We start from the raw sequence: 18,470 nt of genomic DNA on the forward strand, positions 1-18,470 counted from the left end.
TATAGTCAAAAGGTTGGGTAACGATAAATTTCATTTATATGAAGGATTTATCGAAGCGGCTTTTTTATTGAAAAATATTTGGAAAAAAGTAAAAATCCTTATTCTTTCCTTATAGTTGTTTTTCATACTAAAGGTAGAACAAGGAGGAATGAATGATGAAAGAAATGATACTCACTACTAAAAATTTGACGAAGGCCTACCATGGGCAAAGAGTCGTAAATAATTTGTCACTGGCGATTCCTAAAAATGAAGTGTACGGACTGTTGGGGGCCAATGGTGCTGGGAAATCGACAACATTGAAAATGATTGCTGGCTTGATCAAGCCTTCAAAGGGAGAAATCATCTATCAGGGTCAGCCGTGGCAGCGCAAAGATTTAACAGGGATCGGTGCTTTGATTGAGAATCCGCCGCTTTATGGAAATTTAACTGCTCATGAAAATTTACTTGTCCGAACAACGACTTTAGGCTTATCGGCATCAAGAATAGAGGAGGTGTTGGCTATAGTCGATTTGCGAAATACCGGTAAGAAAAAAGCACGTCAATTTTCGATGGGCATGAAGCAGCGTCTGGGGATTGCTTTAGCTCTGTTGAATCAACCGAAGCTGTTGATTTTGGATGAGCCGACAAACGGTTTAGATCCTTTGGGAATTCAGGCTTTGCGTGAATTGATTCGCTCATTTCCAGCGCAGGGAATCTCGGTGATTCTTTCTAGTCACATCTTATCGGAAGTAGAAAATACCGTGGACACGATTGGGATCATCGCGAATGGACAGCTAGGATATCAGGGCGGACTTCCTAACAATAGTGCAGCACTGGAAAAGCTCTTTATGGATGTGGCAAGAGAAAAACAAGTAGGGGAGGCTGCTTTTCATGGGTAAAATTATTCAAGCAGAGTTGCTGAAGGGAAAGCGGAGTTTTGGCAGAAAGGGCATTGTTTTGTTTCCGCTGTTAGTCAGCCTTATGGCGATCTTCTTAATGGGCGGACAGTTCACGCAGATTGGTGCTTACAATTGGTGGTATATGCTGCTTTTACCGATGGTGGCAGCCCTGATATGCAACAATCTGATCGATTCAGACAAGCAATTATCTTTTTTTAATGTGAATATCCTGCCAATTTCGGCGAAGAAAATCTGGCAGGGGAAAATCTGGACGGGGGTACTTTATTTAGTTTTTGGCAATGGGTTGGTTTTTGGACTCACGACTTTCTCCGGTCTGCTGTTTCCCGCTCAATACCCTGTTTGGCGCGGAGTAGCAGCTGGAATAGTATTGACAGTGTGCTGGCTTTGGCAAATTCCCTTTGGTTTGTTTCTGGCAAACCGCTTCAATTCGATCGTTACCTTTTTAAGTATTCTATTTTTAAATATTTTCTGTTCGAGCCAGACCTTTGCGGGCGGCAATCTTTGGTATCTGCCGTTTGCGATTGCTCCGCGTTTGATGGCGCCTATCATTGGAATCAATCCCAATGGTGTCCCATTAGCAGCTGGGAGTCCGCTATACGATACAAGTGTTATCGTTCCGGGGCTAATCATTACCGTCAGCCTATTTGTTCTCGGTTATTGTTTAACCACCATATGGTTTGGCAGTGGGGGGCATTATCATGAGAAGGTTTAAAAGAATCCTGCAGGCGGATATTTTGAAAGTGAAAAGAACCCCGTTCTTGTTGCTGCATCTGATCATTCCGCTGTTGGGAATTGTCATTTTTTTCAGCTACCAGCAATGGACGAATCATCAAGCAAACAGATTAACGATCAATTTTTTCCAAATACTGGCTTTGATCTATCCTATCCTCGCAGCTTGGCTGACGACGATAGTAGCAGATCAAGAAATCGAAGCAGGAGACGGCTTCTTTCTTTTAAGCTCACCGGTAAAATTCCTGGCATTGTCGTCAAAAATGGTTCTGTTGGTAATTTTCGGTTTATTATCCTGTCTATTTGTTGGGGCAGGCTACCATCTGATCCTTTCTCAGTTTCGCTCTGATTACTCATTGTCGCTCGCTCTTATTTTATTACTCGTGGGTATCGTTTGGTGCTGCGCGCTTTTTCAGTATTTTTTTCATCTCTGGTTAGGATTGTGCTTTGGCCGGAATGTCAATTTTTCCGTGGCCGCGGTGGAGCTGTTGCTTTCAGCCTTGCTGCTGACGGGACTTGGCGAAACGATTTGGTTCCTTTTCCCCTGTGCTTGGGGGCTGCGGATGGTTCCGCTGCTGGCGGCTTATTTAGAAAACAACAGTGTGGATGTTTTAACGAAAATCCAGCTGGGGGAATTGAGCATGGTTTTGTTAACACTAATGATGTTTGGCTTTTTATCGATTTGGTTCAGTCAATGGGAAGGACGTAAAAATGAGCTGTAATGAGCTTGTTGTCTGAACTTATTACACGTATGATGGAAGCAAAGAGGTGAGAGGATGGCAAAAATTTTTGCAATCGATGATGATGAAAAAATCTTAGCATTTATCAAAACAGCTTTATTACGGGAAGGGCATCAGGTAGAGACCTTCACGCATACGAAAGAAGTTACACCGGAAAAAGCCAAGTTCGCAGATTTGATGTTATTAGATGTCATGATGCCGGAGGAAGATGGGTTCGCGTATTGTCAACGAATTCGCAACTTGGTGGATTGTCCGATTCTTTTTGTCACGGCCAAGGCTGGAGAGAGCGAGCTGATCCACGGTCTGGGAATCGGCGGGGATGATTATATTCGCAAGCCCTTTGCTGTTTCAGAGCTGCGGGCACGTGTTGCGGCCCATTTGCGGCGAGAATCACGTGGGCACACACATGTTTTGCGATGCGGCAATTTTTCCTTGGATCTGACTGGAAAGAAATTATTTCACGATTCAACTGAGATTGCGTTGACTAAATCTGAATATCTGATTTGTGCACATCTGTTGGAATCAGCAGGGCAAGTGTTTTCCAAAACGCAGCTGTATGAAGCGGTCTTCGGCTACGACGGGAGTTCGGAGGAAAGTGTGATCGTTGAGCACATCAAAAATGTTCGTGCAAAATTGAAAGAGTTCAAGGAAGATCCGATTGAGACGATCTGGGGGATTGGTTATCGATGGCGAAAATAAAAACGATTGGATTAACCAGATACGTTTCACATCTCTTATTGTCGGCTTTCTTTGGAGTCATAGTCATTTTGCTGCTAACGCTGCTGACATTTCAGTTGTTGATTTCCACCGAGAAGATCGCTCCGGCAAATGCGGGAGAAACAGAAGCGCGTAAAGAAATCACACGGCTGAAGGGAAGTCAGACATTTCCTGCCGATTTGTCCCCTGAATTTTATCAGTATGTCTATTTTTCAAAAAATGGCGCTGTAAAAAGCAGTTCGTTATCAAAGAAATCCTTGAAAAAGATCACTAAGCAATACAAGGACAAAGAGGAGCCATATTCGACAGCGGCGTACCTCACTTTTTCCGATGGGACTTACGCTTTGTTTTTATGGCAATACAAAGCGCAATTTACCAATTCACGCTTAAGAAGGCTGTTTCCAAATTTTGAAGTTCTCTTTATTATAGGAATCTCTTTTGCCTTAGTTCTATTTTTCATTCTCTTTGCCAGAAGAGCCAGTAAACAGCTAAAGGGCAAACTCGTTTTAGTTGAGCAAGCGAGCCAGCAAATCACGCAAAAGAATCTTGAAACAGCCATTGCTGCATCCACTGGTATTCTGGAGTTTGATCATGTGCTGCAATCAATGGAGGAAATGAGGGGCGCGCTGAAAGAGTCATTAGTGCAGCAATGGGAGACCCAGCAGCAGCGCAAACAGGAAATTGCCGCTTTGACTCATGATATCAATACGCCATTGACGGTGATCAATGGGAACGCGGAACTTTTACTAGAAGAGGAATGGGAGGATGAGCAGAAGCAGCTGATCACTGACATTTATGAGTCTGGTTTGAAAACCAAGGAATATATTGGACTGCTGCAGCAAATCTCGAACTTTGAGGTATTTCAAGAGGAGAAGACCGTTGTTCCGATAGAAACGATTTTGGAGGAAATGAGCAAGACCCTTCTTCCGCTGGCCAAGCAAAAGGGGCTGCGTTTCATTATCCAGAATAAAGAAGAGAATCTGACAATTATTGCTGCTCCTGTAATGCTGACACGAGCTTTAGTAAATATTGGAGATAATGCGATTCGACATACTGAAGCAGGCGATGTGACTATTCGAATTGAACAGCAGAAGCAGGAACTGTCTTTTATTTTTGAAGATAATGGTCCGGGCTTTTCTCCAGCAGCGCTGACCCACGCAAAGGAAATGTTTTGGCAGCAGGACCAGAGCCGTACGGCGAACACTAATTACGGTATCGGCTTGTCAATTGTAGAGCGAGTGGCAAAGGATCACCACGGCCGATTGGAGCTGGGAAATACAGAGCACGGGGGAAAAGCCGCCCTGATTCTCTCACTGACCGAGTAAAAGCGGAAGAGATTGAGCCTAAAAAATGACATAAATAAAAGCGGAACGCTCCTATTACTTTAAATGTTTAAAGTAATAGGAGCGTTTGCTTTCATTTTGTTAAGTATTTTCCCAAAAGGCTTTCGGCTCACATATGTCTGCGGGCATTTAATTGCCTTTCATATCAAGGAAGGAATAGTCGCGAACGTCAAAACGATTTCGGCTGCGAGAGTATTCGATTGGATCACCGTTTTGCTGGTAAGCGATTTGCCGAATCTCTAAAACAGGATCATCCACCGCGCAATCAAGATATTTTTGATCATACTCAGAGCTTTTGTCTGCTCGAATCGTACGATAGGCACCCGTAATTTTGACCCCAAGCTCGTTTTTAATATATTGATAAATCGACGCCTCAATGATCTCTTTCTTTAAGTTCGGAACTGCCTGAATCGGCATATAAGTATGTTCCAAGATAAACGGGGTGCCATCCAAAATTCTTAGACGAACAATGTTATAGACCGGTTCTTCCTCTGAAATGTGCAGCTTCTCCTGAATTGAGAGATCAGGAAATTCAACATTGAACTCAATGACTTGGCTTTCCAATTTTCGGTTCGCTTTTTCCATTTCTGCGCTCAATCCTTCATAGTAAGAAAGGAAAGAAGTGTTTTTCGTCAAAAAGGGATGGTGTAAAACGGTCGTTCCTACGCCTTTTTTAGATGATAATAGTCCTTCCAGCGTCAAAATTTCCAGTGCTTTTTGGACAGTCATTCGGCTGACAGAAAACTCTTTAACAAGTTCGATTTGCTTCGGAAGTAAAGAGCCGGCTGGATAAGTTTCACTTTTGATACGATTCCGTAAAGTATTTGCGATTTCTTCGTATTTTGGCAACGATATCACCTCAATATGATTATACATAAATTCAAATGTCTATACAATGAATAAAAAAAGTTAAGACAAACTTTTTGCATTTGCCTTAACTTTTTTTGATTGATTATTCGATATCAAAATTTGGCTGACGATCAAGAATACGTAAGAACGGATACCAGATTAGGCCGACGATGACGAAATCAAGAACTTGCAAAGCTCCGCCCAGCCAAGAATTTGTTGCTAAAATACCACTGGCAACGATAGGAACAGTCCATGGAACGGATACACCAGTTGGTGGAGGAACGATCCCAGCAGCCATCACTAAGTAGTTAATAGTAGTAACGACTAACGGTGCCAACACCCAAGGAATTAAGATCGTCGCATTCAAAACGATCGGTAAGCCGAATATTGCCGGTTCATTTACATTGAAGATCCCAGGTGCCAGAGCCAAACGTCCAACATCACGGTATTGTTTTTTCTTCAAGATAAAGGCCATCAAGATAACGACAGCTAGCGTCATACCAGAACCACCCAAACCAACAGTAAATGTTTCCATGAATGGTTTTGAAATGATATGCGGTAATGGGTCGCCGGCTTTATAAGCCTCTAAATTATCAAGCATTAAAGTATTCCAGATCGGATCCATCACTGAGTTTACAATGATTTGTCCATGCAGACCAAAGAACCATAAGAATTGTACCAAGAATAGAGCTAGCAAGGTAGCAGGCAGGCTGCTTCCAAGACCAGTCAAAGGCTTTTGAATGACTTCATAGATAACATCATGCAGATTTGCATGGAAAACACCTGTCATAATGGCATTGACGATTAAGAATGTTGTTAAGGTCATCACTGCAGGAATTAACGCCGCAAAAGATTTTGTTACTGCTGGCGGAACACCGTCAGGCATTTTAATTTGCCAGCCTCGTTTAGTGATACGGCAATAAATTTCTGCTGCAAGGAATGCGGCGATCATACCGATAAACATTCCTTTTGCTCCAAGACGATCCAAAGATAAGACGCCGCTGACTTCTTCACCGTTTTCCAATGTCATGAAAAATGGCGTTAAAATCAAGAAGCTAGCAAAGGAAACAGCTCCGCCGAAAATACCTTCTACTTCATATGATTCTGATAAATAATAGCCGATCCCGAATGTTACAAATACAGACATGATACTCATGGTAGCATTTTGCCCGTTACCAAAAAGTTCACTCAGTACGCCTTTAGTGGCATCGTTGAAAAAAGGCAGATTGTTAATAACAACCACGATTGAACCAAACATAGTCAGCGGGAATGACAACATGAAGGCATCTCTAAGTACAGTTAAATAACGATTTTGTCCTAGCTTGTTCGCTAAGGGCATGATTTTCTCCGCTAGCTTATCCATAAACCCATTCATTTTCTTCACCTCTAGATTTTTTTGTAATCGATTACAGCTATAATTTATCATGTTTTCGATAGTATGTCTAGTCATATATTTAAATATGATTGATTTTTATTTGTAGTTTGATATAGAGAGCCTGAAATGATTGAGCTTAAGGCGATTAAAATCTTTTTTGATCATGTAAGTAATAAAAGAAGAGGCGTTGGATCTTGTGATTGAAAAAGTACTGACTATATATAATAGAAGAAAGGGGAACTATTTTTCTTTTCATATACTGAAAATTTGCGAAACAAATTAATGACCCAAGCGGCAATCTATACTATAATATGAGAAACTATCAATGATATTCTAATCTAACGAGCATTATTCTAAGAATATCTAAGGAAATGAGTGAGACGATGATCGATACGCAAGTCAAAGAACTAGAGGAATTAGTCACCACGATGCGGCGCGAGTTGCACCAGATTCCTGAACTTGGTCTGGAAGAAAAGCAAACTGCAGCATATATTCGAAAAAAGCTGGCATCTTTTGGTGTCACAGAGACATATGAAGTCATTGAAACGGGTACGATTGCAGTCTTACGAGGGAAAACGCCTGGAAAAACGCTAGCCTTTCGTTCAGATATTGATGCTTTGCCAGTAGAGGAGCAGACTGATTACGCCTTTGCCTCGAAAACACCAGGGAAGATGCATGCTTGCGGGCATGATGGACATATGGCAACCTTGCTGGGATTTATTGCATACTTACACAAACATCCTGAAGCCATCCAAGGAACGCTTGTTTTTGTTTTCCAACCAGCGGAAGAAGGCCCAGGCGGTGCAGAGCTGATCATGAAGACAGGTATTCTGCAAGAGCTAGGTGTGGAGGAAATCGTGGGCTTGCACGTATTTCCTGATTTGCCGGCTGGAAAGATATCTTGTCGACCAGGACCGATGATGGCCCGTAATGCGGAAGTGACGATCACGATTAAAGGCGTCAGTACCCATGGCGCACAGCCTCAGCTGGGAGAAGACGCGATTGTTGCGGCTGGTGGAGTGATTTCTGGGTTGAATAGCATTTTAGCCAGAAACATCGGACCGTTGGATAATGTTGTTTTGACATTTGGGACGATACATGGCGGTGAGGCGATGAATATTGTAGCGAAGGAAGTTGTTTTACATGGAACGATGCGGGCATTTGATGACAAGGTTTATGATGAGGTTGTTCGTCGGACCGAATTATTAGCAGGTGAAATCGCCAAAGGGTACGGCTGTGAGGCGGTAGTCGACTTCAATCACATGTACCGAGTGGTGGATAATGATCCGAAGATGGTGGAAACACTGGAAAAAGTCGCTGCGGATTATTATGTTGAAACACCGCCATACTTGATCGCAGAAGATTTTTCAATGTATCAGCAAGAAATTCCTGGGATGTTTTTCTTCTTGGGGATTCGTGATGAGGAAAAGGGCTATACGTATCCGCTGCATAGTGGGAAAATGAAATTTGACGAAGTGAATCTGCTTTTAGGGATTCAGACATTTGTAAATCTGATCGCTGGATTGAACGGAAACTAATTGAGGGGGCTTATAATGGAATTTGAAGTACAAAATGGACATTTGATGTGGGACGGCTGTGATACAGTCGACTTAGCAGAGAAATTTGGAACGCCGCTATATGTTTTTTCACAAACGAAGATCGAAGAGAAATGTCACGAACTACAACGCGATTTTGTCGAAAAGTATGAAAACGTACGAGTAGCATTCGCCAGCAAAGCATTCTCCACGCTGGCGATGTTGAAAATCATTCAAAATCAAGGCTTTTCTTTAGATGTCGTTTCAGACGGGGAGCTTTATACAGCCATTAAAGGAGCGTTTCCGGCTGAACACATTGAGATGAACGGGAATAACAAATCAATTGAAGAATTGGAAATGGCGATTGATTATGGTGTTGGCCGGATCATCGTCGATAGCCTGCAGGAAGTAGACTTGATTGCGGCAATTGCCAAAGAAAAACAAAAAGTGGTGGATATTCTATTTCGAATTACGCCGGAAGTGAACGTTCAAACGCATTCATTTATTTCAACGGGACAAAAGGATTCGAAATTTGGTATCCCGATCGATGAATCCATCTTGTTTCCGCAAATTCAAAATGCGATCCAAACAGCGGAGGTGAATTTCTTAGGCTTCCATTTTCATGTCGGCAGTCAATTATTCGATAACCATGCCCACTTAGCAGCAGTAGATATTGCGCTGGATTTAGTGAAGATGGTTAAAGAACGCTTTGACTATACGATTAAAGAGTTGAATTTTGGCGGCGGGTTTGGGGTTCGCTATACGGATGCGGATCAGCCGAAGCCCTTTAGCTATTTCACCGATCCAATGATGGAAAAAGTGCTGGATTTTTGTGAAAAGCAACAATTTCCGCAGCCGGCAGTAGTTATTGAACCAGGCCGCAGTATTGTAGCTGAAGCAGGAATCAGCCTGCATCAAATCGGCGCAATCAAAGAGCTTCCGGGTCTGCGTAAATATGTCAGTATCGATGGCGGTATGACAGACAATATTCGTCCGGGGCTTTATGAAGCGGAATATACGGGCATTTTGGCGAACAAAGCGGACCATACGGCAGTCGAAAAAGTGACGGTTTCTGGGAAAGCCTGCGAAAGCACCGATATTTTAGTGAAGGATATCGAGCTGCCAGCTGTTGAAACCGGCGATATCTTCGCTACATTTTCAACTGGAGCGTATGGCTATTCAATGGCCAGCAATTATAATAAACTGGCGATACCGGCAGTTGTGTTAACCAAAGCAGGACAGGCAGAGCTGACAGTAAAACGACAAACCTTGGACCAAATCATTCAAAATGAAGAAATCCCAAGCTTTTTGAACTAAAGACAGTTGAAATGAGGCGAAAGCATGAAGGTACCCTTTTATAAAATACAAGGCGCTGGAAATGATTTTATTTTGATCGACAATCAAAAGCTGAATTTTTCTAGTGATCAATTAACGACGTTTTCGGCACGTGTTTGTAAGCGGCGTATTTCAGTTGGAGCAGATACCTTGATTGCGATCGAGTCTGCACGCGGTGATGGTGATTTTTATGCACGTTTTTTCAATGCGGATGGCTCTGAAGCCGAGATGTGCGGAAACGGCGCACGCTGTGTTGCTCGCTGGGCGTATGAGACGGGTGTCGCAAATGAAAAAATGATTATCGAGACGATCGCCGGTAATGTTCCCGCGGAACGCCTGGATAATCGCAGCTATCGTGTTCAGCTAAATTCACCAACCGTTTATGAAGCCGATAAAGTGATTCAGATTGACGGCAAAGAGGTAGTAGTGGATTATGTCGAATTAGGTCATCCGGGCATCCCTCATTTAGTCGTTCATGCAGCTGATCTTGCCATGACCGAATTAGAGACGATGGTTGATTTTGCCAGAAAGCTGCGCAATCATCCTGCGTTTACAAAAGGGGCAAATGTGAATTTCTATGATATCTTGCCGGACCAAACCGTTGTGGAACGCACCTATGAGCGAGGGGTAGAGGACTTTACTTTGGCGTGCGGCACGGGAACTGGTTCGACAGCCTATGCACTGACTAAAAAAGGCCTAGTCAAAAGTGATCCAGTCGTGATCGAAGTATTAGGCGGACAGCTTCAAGTGAATGTTTTGGAAGAGGAGCTGTACTTGATTGGCGATACGAATATCGTAGCTGAAGGCACGATTTTGGATGAAGATTGGGTTTAAAACTTAATGAATTGAAAGTTTTTTTGAGAAATACTTTACAAAATGAAAGCCGAGCAAGCATATGACTATCTATTTGGATAGTATTGCTTGTTCGGCTTTTTATTTTTTTTGAAGGTTAATCTGAGTAATTAGTCAATCAAGACGATTTTTTGCTTGCTATATTCTTTGCGAACTTTGTCGGGAATATCTTCAGAAATCAAGTACGTCAGATCGTCGACCGGGCCGACGATGTGATTGCTGATGGTGCCGAACTTATCATTAGTGATCATTCCGAGAACTTCCGTGGAGATGCGAACCATTTCCCGTTTGATTTCAGATTCTTGCGTGGTAGGGACACTCGTTCCCGCGTCCAGATCAAGATTGTAAATCCCCATGATATAAAGGTCTGCTCGGATATTTCGCAGCTGCTTGTAGGCCTGTACACCGATATTGATCATCGATTGTTTGTAAAACACACCGCCGATATTAATAATCTCAATGTTTGGATGCTGTGCTAATTCCATGGCGATCGGCGGGCTATTGGTGATAATAGTGGCCCGAAAATCTTGCGGAATCTCCTTCGCTAAAGCCAAATTGGTGGTACTTCCGTCAATAATTATGACCGAATCTTCCTTCAAAAACGGCAATGCCTTGTGAGCCAGCTCTTTCTTACGATCACTAGCAACCGTTTCCCGATAATTGAAGTCGGTGATTGGCGGGCCTACACGCAAGGCACCGCTGTGAACTCTTTTTAATAGCCCCTGATTATCCAATTCTTTCAAATCTCGCCGAATCGTATCCTCTGAAACATTGAAACGTTGGCTTAAATCACTGGCAATTACCTTTTGCTCAATATTTAAAAGATCAAGGATTTTCTGATGGCGTTCCTCTTTTAACATAGTGCGCACTCCTTCTTGTTTCTTCACGTTTATCATGCCATGTATGCGATTTTCTGTCAATTTCCTTCCGTTTTAATCGGTAATAAGCGCACAAACACGCATATAAAATTATGTTATTTGCGTGTTTGTGTTGACTTGTGATTGTTAAGCGGTTACAATGAGCTTGTAATGAAAGGGTGTACGGCATTCGAACTACGCTGGTCTTATCCGGAGAAGATCAGCGCATTGCAAGTAGGAGGAAGTCCATGGAAAAGAAAATCATTCTATCGCCATCAATTATGTGCGGAGATTTGGTGAATTTAGAAAAAAGCATCATAGAGCTGGAAGATATTGGAATGGATACGCTGCATATCGATGTAATCGACGGCTCATTCAGCCCAAGCATGCCTTTAGGAATAGAGACGATCAAGCGAATGCGGGAAGTCACGTCAATGAATTTTGATGTGCATATCATGTCGAAGGACAATGAATTTTTTATTGGTGAGATGCTGAAAATCGGAGTGGAAGGAATTACGTTCCACCATGAAACCAGCCTGCACGTTGATCGGTATATTCAATTGATTAAGAATGCAGGGACAAAGGTGGGGGTTGCATTGAATCCGGCGACAGCCTTAACTGTTTTGGATTATGTTTTACCGGAAATTGACCGTGTGTGTCTAATGCTGATTAATCCGGGATTTGCGACAAATAAAGCGGAAAAGCAAATTCCTTATGCGTTGAAAAAAATCGCTGACCTCCGTCAGCTGATCGATGAGCAGGAGTTGACAGTGGACCTCCAAGTCGATGGCCGCGTGTCATTGGCCTCAATTCCAGACTTATTGACCGCGGGTGCCACAAACCTGGTGTTAGGAAGCACAAGCCTATTTATCGCCGGCAACACCTTAGCGGAGAATCGTCAGCTGTTGTCTGAGGCTGTGAATAAAGCGGCTCTAGTAAGATAGGAGGGGAAATTGTTGGGATTTAAGAGAGTAGAACAGAAAATCATAAATGAAATCGCGGCAACCTTAGATCATATTGAGGTAGAAGAGGTAGCGCAGCTGGTAACGGCAATTGAAAAAGCGGAGCGCGTATTTTTCGTGGGTGTCGGTCGTGTCCTGCTATCGTTGGAAGGAATCGCGAAAAGGCTGGCCCATCTGGGGATTCAAACAGTAGTAGTCGGTCAAATCACCGAACCTGCAATCACGAAAAAGGATTTGTTGATTGTTGGATCAGGCAGCGGAGAGAGCTCTTTTCCACTAGCAATCGCGAAAAAGGCCAAGAGTTTCGATGCGACAGTGGCACATATCGGATCGAACGCCAACAGCTCGATGAAGGCGTATACGGATATATTCGTTCGCATCCCAGTTCAAACCAAGCTGGCTTTACCAGGAGAGATCCCATCGATTCAGCCAATGACCAGTTTGTTTGAACAATGCTTGCTTTTGTTAGGTGACAGTATTGCATTGATGATGGTGGAAGAAAAAGAGATTGATATGCACAGCTTGTGGCAGTATCATGCCAACTTGGAGTAGGTGAAGAGGATGAAGGCAGTACATTTTGGTGCAGGGAATATTGGGCGAGGGTTTATAGGTCAGCTCTTACATGAAAATGGTTTTGAAATTTGTTTCGTGGATACGAACGCAGAATTGATTCAGCAATTGAATCAGGATGGCGGCTATACGATCGAAATTATTGATGAGGAGGGAACCACCGCTTTTATTGATCAGGTGACCGCTCTAAATAGCTTGACCGAGATGGAACAAGTAATTTCAGCGATTGAAAAAGCGGACATTTTAACCACCTCTGTAGGCGCGGATAATTTAGCCAAGATCGCACCTGTAATCGCCAAGGGATTGCTCAAACGTTTTGAACAAAAAAACAGCATTAATATATTGGCCAATGAAAATGTGATCAATGCTAGCGAAATTTTGAAAAAGGAAGTTTATAGGTTGTTGGCTGAGAAAGAACGAGCAATCGTTGATCAATTGGCCTATTTTGTAAATACAGCGATTGATCGTCAGTCGCTTGGAAAAATCGTTGATCACAAAATGGTCGCGGTTGTGGAGCCTTACTTTGAATGGGTGATTCATCGTCAGCAACTCGATCCTGCGACTTTCTTCGAACTAAAGGATGTGGTCTTGATCGATGAAATGCAGCCGTATATTGAGCGTAAGTTGTTTATCGTTAACGCAGCTCATGCAGCAATAGCGTATCTTGGTGCATTGCAAGGCTGCAGGACTATTCAAGAAGCGATTCAAGATCAGAAAATATGGACATTAGTCAATCAATTTTTAGCAGAGAATGCAGCCTATTTTGTTCGAGAATACCAATTTGACCAAGAGGAGCTAACGAGTTTTATCAAAAAAACATTAAAGCGGCAAGGAAATCAAAGGCTTTCAGACAAGATTGCCCGCGTGGGTGGTTCGCCAATCAGAAAGCTGGGACAGGACGATCGGTTAGTTGCCCCGGTAGTAAAACTAGAGGCACTTGATTTGCCTCACGAAGCAGGGTTGAAAATTATTGCCGCTGGTTACCTTTATCGCAACTCTGCTGACCCAGAGGCCGAAAAGCTGTCTGCGATGATTGAAAAAGAAGGTTTAGAAACAACGATCAAAAAGATTTCGAATGTGACGGGCACGTTGCTTCAAGAAGTGATGGCTGCTTATGAATCGCTGGGATAGGAGGCACAGATGTTAAAAGAGCAATTAACGGGAAAGACAAATTTTGTTGAATCAATAGCTTCTTGGCAAGAGGCCATTCGACTGGGGGCGCAGCCGCTTTTGGAGCAGGGCATTGTAGAAGAATCCTATGTGGAAGCGATGATCCAAAATGTTTTAGACAATGGAAATTATATTATCTTGCTGCCGCAAGTGGCGATGCCTCATACGCGTCCAGAAAATGGCAGCCATGGCATTGGAATGACTTTTCTGCGCTTGGCAGAGCCGGTCATGTTTCCTGGTGAGGAGCCAGTAAGTGTATTATTTACACTTTCTTCGGATTCACCAGACGGGCACTTAGAGCTGATCGCCAGCTTAGGAGAACTGCTGAGTGATGAAAAATTGTATCAGAAATTATTTGATGTTGAGACAGAACAAGCGTTGTTGGATTTGATCAAGGAATAAAGGAGAGAAGGAAATGGATGTAACGAATGAAGCAAAACAAGTATCGATGCGTGCGAGAATCCAGGCTTTTGGCGGTTTCTTAACGAATATGGTGTTGCCGAACATTGGTGCGTTTATTGCGTGGGGAATTGCTACAGCACTATTTATTCCTACTGGTTGGTTTCCAAATGAAGCACTAGGAGAGTTAGTCGGACCTACAGTTAGTTATTTATTGCCATTATTATTAGCGTATACTGGCGGGCGAATGATCGGCGGGCACCGCGGTGCAGTATTGGGATCTATTGGTACGATCGGCCTGATTATCGGTTCGGATATTCCAATGTTCATGGGAGCGATGGTGATCGGTCCGTTAGGCGGCTGGATAATGAAGAAGACAGATGACTTTTTAGACGGAAAGATCCCGGCTGGATTTGAAATGGTTGTCAATAATTTTTCAATCGGCATCATCGGTTTTATCTTGATGTGTTTGTCTTACTTAGTTATTGGTCCGACAATCCAATCAGCCAATCAATTTGTTACGAATGCGATCGAAGCGCTGGTTTCGACGGGCTTCTTACCTTTGCTTTCGTTAATAAATGAGCCGGCAAAAGTGTTGTTCTTAAATAATGTGATTGACCAAGGCGTTTATTATCCGTTAGGGATGCAGCAAACATTAGAAGCGGGCAAGTCAATCTATTTCATGGTGGCGTCAAACCCTGGACCTGGTCTGGGCCTGCTGCTAGCATATTCCTTCTTTGGCAAAAAAGTAGCGAAACGAACGGCTCCAGGGGCAATCATTATCCACTTTTTTGGCGGTATTCATGAAATGTATTTCCCATACGTATTAATGAAGCCAATCACTATTTTATCAATGATTGCAGGTGGTATGGCCGGAACTTTGACCTTTCAGTTATTAAATGTTGGGTTGGTCGCTGGTCCGAGCCCGGGCTCAATTTTCTCTTATCTGGCTTTGACTCCGCGAGGGAATTTCTTTGGGGTAATCGCCGGAGTAGTGATCGCGACAGCAGTGTCTTTCTTAGTGACAGCAGTGATTTTGAAAGCAGATAAAACGGCGGATGACGAAGATAGCTTTGAAGAATCCGTCCAAAAATCAAAATCAATGAAATCTGAAGGAAAAGAACTGCTGAATGGTGACAACGCTCAAGCAGCAAACACAATGAATGCTGGCGTAAATAAAATCTCATTTGCTTGCGATGCCGGCATGGGCAGCAGTGCAATGGGGGCTACGACCTTCAAGAAAAAATTGCAGAAGGCGGGCATCACTGATATTGAAGTCAAAAACTATCGAATTGAAGAGGTGCCAGCAGATAGTGATATGGTAGTCGTTCATCAGGATTTGGAAGAACGAACGCGTAATGCGCATCCTAAAATGAGGATTGTTACATTGAAGAATTATTTGCAGGACCCAGCTATCGATGATTTAGTAAAGGACATCGTCGAGGCAAAAACGAAGGAATAATGTCGACGAGTTTCTCCTAAAAAAGAAATCTAGTTTAAGAAACAAAAAATGTGAATGATAAAGCCGAATGCCCATAAACTTTCCAAAATGAAAGAAATCGGAGCATTCGGTTTATTTTTGTAAAGTTTTTATCAAAAAGACGTTCAATTTAAACGTTGCTTTCTATAAATCCAGCGCCAATAGATGAGGCGAATAAAGAAAATCGCCGCTCAAAGAAATCTGCTTTGCCTATTCGGGCGATTGAATTTCATTGACGCGAAAATTTGTAGGACGTATCATGAAGGCAGTATGAATATCTAGGAGGCTAACATGAAAAAGTTTAAGAAAATGGTGGCGATCGAGCCGACCAAATTATTACCTGAATGGGATGAGAAATTAAAAGAATTGGCAGATGAGGCTGTCTTCTATGAAGATATTCCCAGTGAATCAGCTGAGATCATTGAACGTATCGGGGATGCGGATTGCGTCATGCTAAGCTTTACAAGCTTTATTGATAAGGAAGTGCTGGATGCTTGTCCGAACATTCGGTACATCGGCATCTGTGCCAGTTTATATGCACCGGAAAATGCGAATGTCGACATTCTTCATGCAGAGAAAAAAGGGATTGTTGTGACCGGTGTTCGCGATTACGGTGATGAAGGGGTCAAGGAGTACGCCATTAGCGAATTGGTTCGTTTACTGCAAGGTCGCGGACCGGCGATGTGGAAGGATGAGCCGATGGAATTGACAGGTGTCAAAGTCGGCATCGTCGGTATGGGGACTGTCGGCAGCTTGCTTGCCCGAACAATGAACTTTTTCGGGATGGATGTGCATTACTACAGTCGAACACGCAAGCCAGAGATAGAAAAAGAGCTAGGGATGAATTACCTGCCATTTGATGAACTGTTGAGTAAGGTCGATATCCTGATTACTTGCCTGAATAAAAATGTAGTCTTATTAAATGAAGCTGCGTTTCAAACATTTGGCAACGGAAAAATTTTGATGAATGTCTCGATCGCACCGTCACACGAGGTATCAGCGTTGAAACATTGGTTAGCTCAGTCGGGGAATTATGCCTTTAGTGACACTGAAGCTGGGCTGGGAGAAGAAGTGATTGGTTTGCCAAATGTTTTTGCCGGAAAAACCAATGCAGGTCTAACTTCGATGGCAAAAGTACGGTTGGCTCAAAAGGTAATCGAAAATATCGAGAATTTTCAAAAGAACAACTAGGATTGATGGAGGGATCCAAGCGTCGTTGCTTGGGTCTTTTTTAATGTCAAAGACACAAAGACAGTTTGCTCATTTTTGATTTATAAGCACAAAAAGCAACAGGAAGTAAGAAGTATGTGAATAAAAGTTACATGAATTGTCCTTTTTTCGAAAAAATTTAAATCGAATGTCACAAAACATCACATAAGGTATTGAGTTTATATAAAAAGCTCGGTATGATAAACCTATCAAACTAGATTGGTTATCGGAAAAGATGTTATTCAGATGGTTCTGACTTGCGGCGTTTTAAAGGAAAAGAGGAAGAAATATGGAATATCAATACGTAGTTCAGGTAAAAACAATTGTTGGGGAAATGACAGAGGAGACCTTTACGACTCATCGGGAAGCCCTTTGCTACGCGACCAATTATGACAAAGTCAAAGCAAGCAAAGTATTCAAGTCTGGCGAGATTGTGCATGAGTTCAACTATTAAGCGAGCACAAAAAAAAGGGATTCTACAAGTGAATCCCTTTTTTACGTGACTCGATGAAATTACCAAGAATAAAAATCAGAATGCCTAACCAAATAAAGGCGAAAGCGATAAATTGTGGTAAGGCGTAAGGCTCGTGAAAAACAAAGATCGCCATTGCCAGCATAATAGTAGGATTGACGTATTGTAAAAAGCCAAGCGTGATGTACGATAATTTTTTAACGGCTGTTGCAAACAGCAGTAACGGAATCGCTGTGACAATCCCAGCACCCATCAGTAATAAATTGGTGCTTGTTGAATAATTCATAAATCCAACTGGCGACAGGAAAAATAAATAAATCAAACCAACAGGTGCGATAATCAATGTTTCCAGAGTAATGCTGGTAGCGGAGCTTAACTTCAATTGTTTTTTTGTTAAGCCGTATAAGCAAAAACTAGCCGCCAATAAAAGGGACTTAATAGGAAAAACACCGGTTTGAACGGTCAATAGAATGACTCCTGCACATGCAGAAAGACTAGCTAGCTTCGCTTGTCTGGTCAAAGGCTCCTTTAAATAAATCGCGCCAGCCAGCACATTTAGTAGCGGGTTAATGTAATAGCCCAAGCTAGCTTGCTGAACCTCGCCGATAGAAACGGTATAGATAAAAATTCCCCAGTTCAGAGAAACGAAAACCGCAGCCATGATGATGGCGAGTATGCTTCGCTTATCTTTTAACAGTTCTTTTACCTCTTGAATAAAGAGAGGAAATTTCCGTAATACGATCAAATAGACTGTCATGAAAACCAGTGACCAAATAATTCGATAAAACAACGTATCCACAGAAGCTACATTGCCCAATAATTTCCAGTAAAGCGGCAGGATGCCCCAAATAATGTATGCACCAAAACCATAAACCAATCCAGAATCTTTTTTCATTGGAACCTCCTTAAATGAATGATGTTTTATCATTTTAACATAAATAATTAAGAGAATTTTCAGAAAAAACGATTTGAGGGAA

General features: G+C 42.6%; 19 protein-coding genes. 15 read left to right on the forward strand and 4 right to left on the reverse strand.

All coding sequences use genetic code 11. The annotated features are described in order from the left end of the window. The first annotated feature begins 155 nt into the window (after positions 1–155). The 5 genes from IGI67_RS21930 to IGI67_RS21950 are packed head-to-tail and all read left to right on the forward strand — an operon-like array spanning position 156 to position 4,410. Positions 156–878 (forward strand): lantibiotic protection ABC transporter ATP-binding protein, encoded by a 723-nt coding sequence (locus IGI67_RS21930; RefSeq protein WP_207108832.1) that lies wholly within the window; start codon positions 156–158, stop codon positions 876–878. After that, positions 871–1,611: a lantibiotic immunity ABC transporter MutE/EpiE family permease subunit gene (locus tag IGI67_RS21935; protein ID WP_429959278.1), complete on the forward strand. Its 741-nt coding sequence runs from the start codon at positions 871–873 to the stop codon at positions 1,609–1,611. The genes IGI67_RS21930 and IGI67_RS21935 overlap by 8 nt, the downstream gene beginning before the upstream one ends. Beyond that, entirely contained in the window at positions 1,598–2,350 is a 753-nt protein-coding gene (locus IGI67_RS21940; protein ID WP_429959279.1) for a lantibiotic immunity ABC transporter MutG family permease subunit, read from the forward strand. The genes IGI67_RS21935 and IGI67_RS21940 overlap by 14 nt, the downstream gene beginning before the upstream one ends. 54 nt (positions 2,351–2,404) lie before the next feature. Beyond that, the gene (locus IGI67_RS21945) at positions 2,405–3,067 is read left to right on the forward strand and encodes a response regulator transcription factor (RefSeq protein ID WP_429959280.1); all 663 of its coding nucleotides are present in this window, start codon (positions 2,405–2,407) and stop codon (positions 3,065–3,067) included. Next, positions 3,055–4,410 carry a sensor histidine kinase gene (locus tag IGI67_RS21950; protein WP_429959281.1) on the forward strand — a complete coding sequence of 452 codons (1,356 nt, stop codon included), beginning with the start codon at positions 3,055–3,057 and terminating at the stop codon, positions 4,408–4,410. The genes IGI67_RS21945 and IGI67_RS21950 overlap by 13 nt, the downstream gene beginning before the upstream one ends. A gap of 147 nt (positions 4,411–4,557) precedes the next feature. Here the strand turns inward: IGI67_RS21950 and IGI67_RS21955 are convergent, their stop codons facing one another. Both IGI67_RS21955 and celB read right to left on the reverse strand, forming a co-directional pair. Continuing rightward, positions 4,558–5,277, reverse strand: a complete 720-nt coding sequence (locus IGI67_RS21955) for a GntR family transcriptional regulator (RefSeq protein ID WP_207108799.1) — start codon at positions 5,275–5,277, stop codon at positions 4,558–4,560. 103 nt (positions 5,278–5,380) lie between these two features. Further along, positions 5,381–6,652, reverse strand: coding sequence for a PTS cellobiose transporter subunit IIC (celB, locus tag IGI67_RS21960; protein WP_207108800.1), 1,272 nt, complete (start codon positions 6,650–6,652; stop codon positions 5,381–5,383). A gap of 383 nt (positions 6,653–7,035) precedes the next feature. Between celB and IGI67_RS21965 the strand changes: the two genes are divergently transcribed. The 3 genes from IGI67_RS21965 to dapF are packed head-to-tail and all read left to right on the forward strand — an operon-like array spanning position 7,036 to position 10,356. Next, the gene (locus IGI67_RS21965; protein WP_429959282.1) at positions 7,036–8,190 is read left to right on the forward strand and encodes a M20 metallopeptidase family protein; all 1,155 of its coding nucleotides are present in this window, start codon (positions 7,036–7,038) and stop codon (positions 8,188–8,190) included. 15 nt (positions 8,191–8,205) lie between these two features. Beyond that, entirely contained in the window at positions 8,206–9,504 is a 1,299-nt protein-coding gene (lysA, locus tag IGI67_RS21970) for a diaminopimelate decarboxylase (protein WP_429959283.1), read from the forward strand. Between the two features lie 24 nt (positions 9,505–9,528). Beyond that, positions 9,529–10,356: a diaminopimelate epimerase gene (dapF, locus tag IGI67_RS21975; protein ID WP_429959284.1), complete on the forward strand. Its 828-nt coding sequence runs from the start codon at positions 9,529–9,531 to the stop codon at positions 10,354–10,356. A 128-nt stretch (positions 10,357–10,484) separates the two neighbouring features. Here the strand turns inward: dapF and IGI67_RS21980 are convergent, their stop codons facing one another. Continuing rightward, on the reverse strand, positions 10,485–11,234 hold the full coding sequence (locus IGI67_RS21980) for a DeoR/GlpR family DNA-binding transcription regulator (RefSeq protein ID WP_207108804.1): 750 nt from the start codon (positions 11,232–11,234) through the stop codon (positions 10,485–10,487). 245 nt (positions 11,235–11,479) lie between these two features. On the opposite strand from IGI67_RS21980, the gene IGI67_RS21985 reads away from it, so the two are divergent. The 7 genes from IGI67_RS21985 to IGI67_RS22015 all read left to right on the forward strand — a co-directional run bounded on the left by IGI67_RS21985 (position 11,480) and on the right by IGI67_RS22015 (position 17,475). Further along, positions 11,480–12,175, forward strand: coding sequence for a ribulose-phosphate 3-epimerase (locus IGI67_RS21985; protein WP_429959285.1), 696 nt, complete (start codon positions 11,480–11,482; stop codon positions 12,173–12,175). Between the two features lie 12 nt (positions 12,176–12,187). Continuing rightward, positions 12,188–12,745, forward strand: coding sequence for a 6-phospho-3-hexuloisomerase (hxlB, locus tag IGI67_RS21990; protein WP_429959286.1), 558 nt, complete (start codon positions 12,188–12,190; stop codon positions 12,743–12,745). A 9-nt stretch (positions 12,746–12,754) separates the two neighbouring features. Then, a complete protein-coding gene (locus IGI67_RS21995) occupies positions 12,755–13,894 on the forward strand; it encodes a mannitol-1-phosphate 5-dehydrogenase (protein ID WP_429959287.1) in 1,140 nt (379 codons plus the stop codon). 9 nt (positions 13,895–13,903) lie between these two features. Continuing rightward, on the forward strand, positions 13,904–14,335 hold the full coding sequence (locus tag IGI67_RS22000) for a PTS sugar transporter subunit IIA (RefSeq protein WP_429959288.1): 432 nt from the start codon (positions 13,904–13,906) through the stop codon (positions 14,333–14,335). Between the two features lie 13 nt (positions 14,336–14,348). After that, positions 14,349–15,794 (forward strand): PTS mannitol transporter subunit IICB, encoded by a 1,446-nt coding sequence (locus IGI67_RS22005; protein WP_429959289.1) that lies wholly within the window; start codon positions 14,349–14,351, stop codon positions 15,792–15,794. Positions 15,795–16,103: 309 nt separating this feature from the next. Next, positions 16,104–17,003, forward strand: a complete 900-nt coding sequence (locus IGI67_RS22010) for an NAD(P)-dependent oxidoreductase (RefSeq protein WP_429959290.1) — start codon at positions 16,104–16,106, stop codon at positions 17,001–17,003. 307 nt (positions 17,004–17,310) lie between these two features. After that, positions 17,311–17,475: a hypothetical protein gene (locus IGI67_RS22015; protein WP_429959291.1), complete on the forward strand. Its 165-nt coding sequence runs from the start codon at positions 17,311–17,313 to the stop codon at positions 17,473–17,475. A 22-nt stretch (positions 17,476–17,497) separates the two neighbouring features. Here the strand turns inward: IGI67_RS22015 and rarD are convergent, their stop codons facing one another. Next, positions 17,498–18,388 carry an EamA family transporter RarD gene (gene rarD, locus IGI67_RS22020; RefSeq protein ID WP_207108812.1) on the reverse strand — a complete coding sequence of 297 codons (891 nt, stop codon included), beginning with the start codon at positions 18,386–18,388 and terminating at the stop codon, positions 17,498–17,500. Positions 18,389–18,470: the final 82 nt, after the last annotated feature.

It is taken from the genome of Enterococcus sp. AZ196, assembly GCF_050498845.1.
GTDB lineage: Bacteria > Bacillota > Bacilli > Lactobacillales > Enterococcaceae > Enterococcus_A > Enterococcus_A murrayae.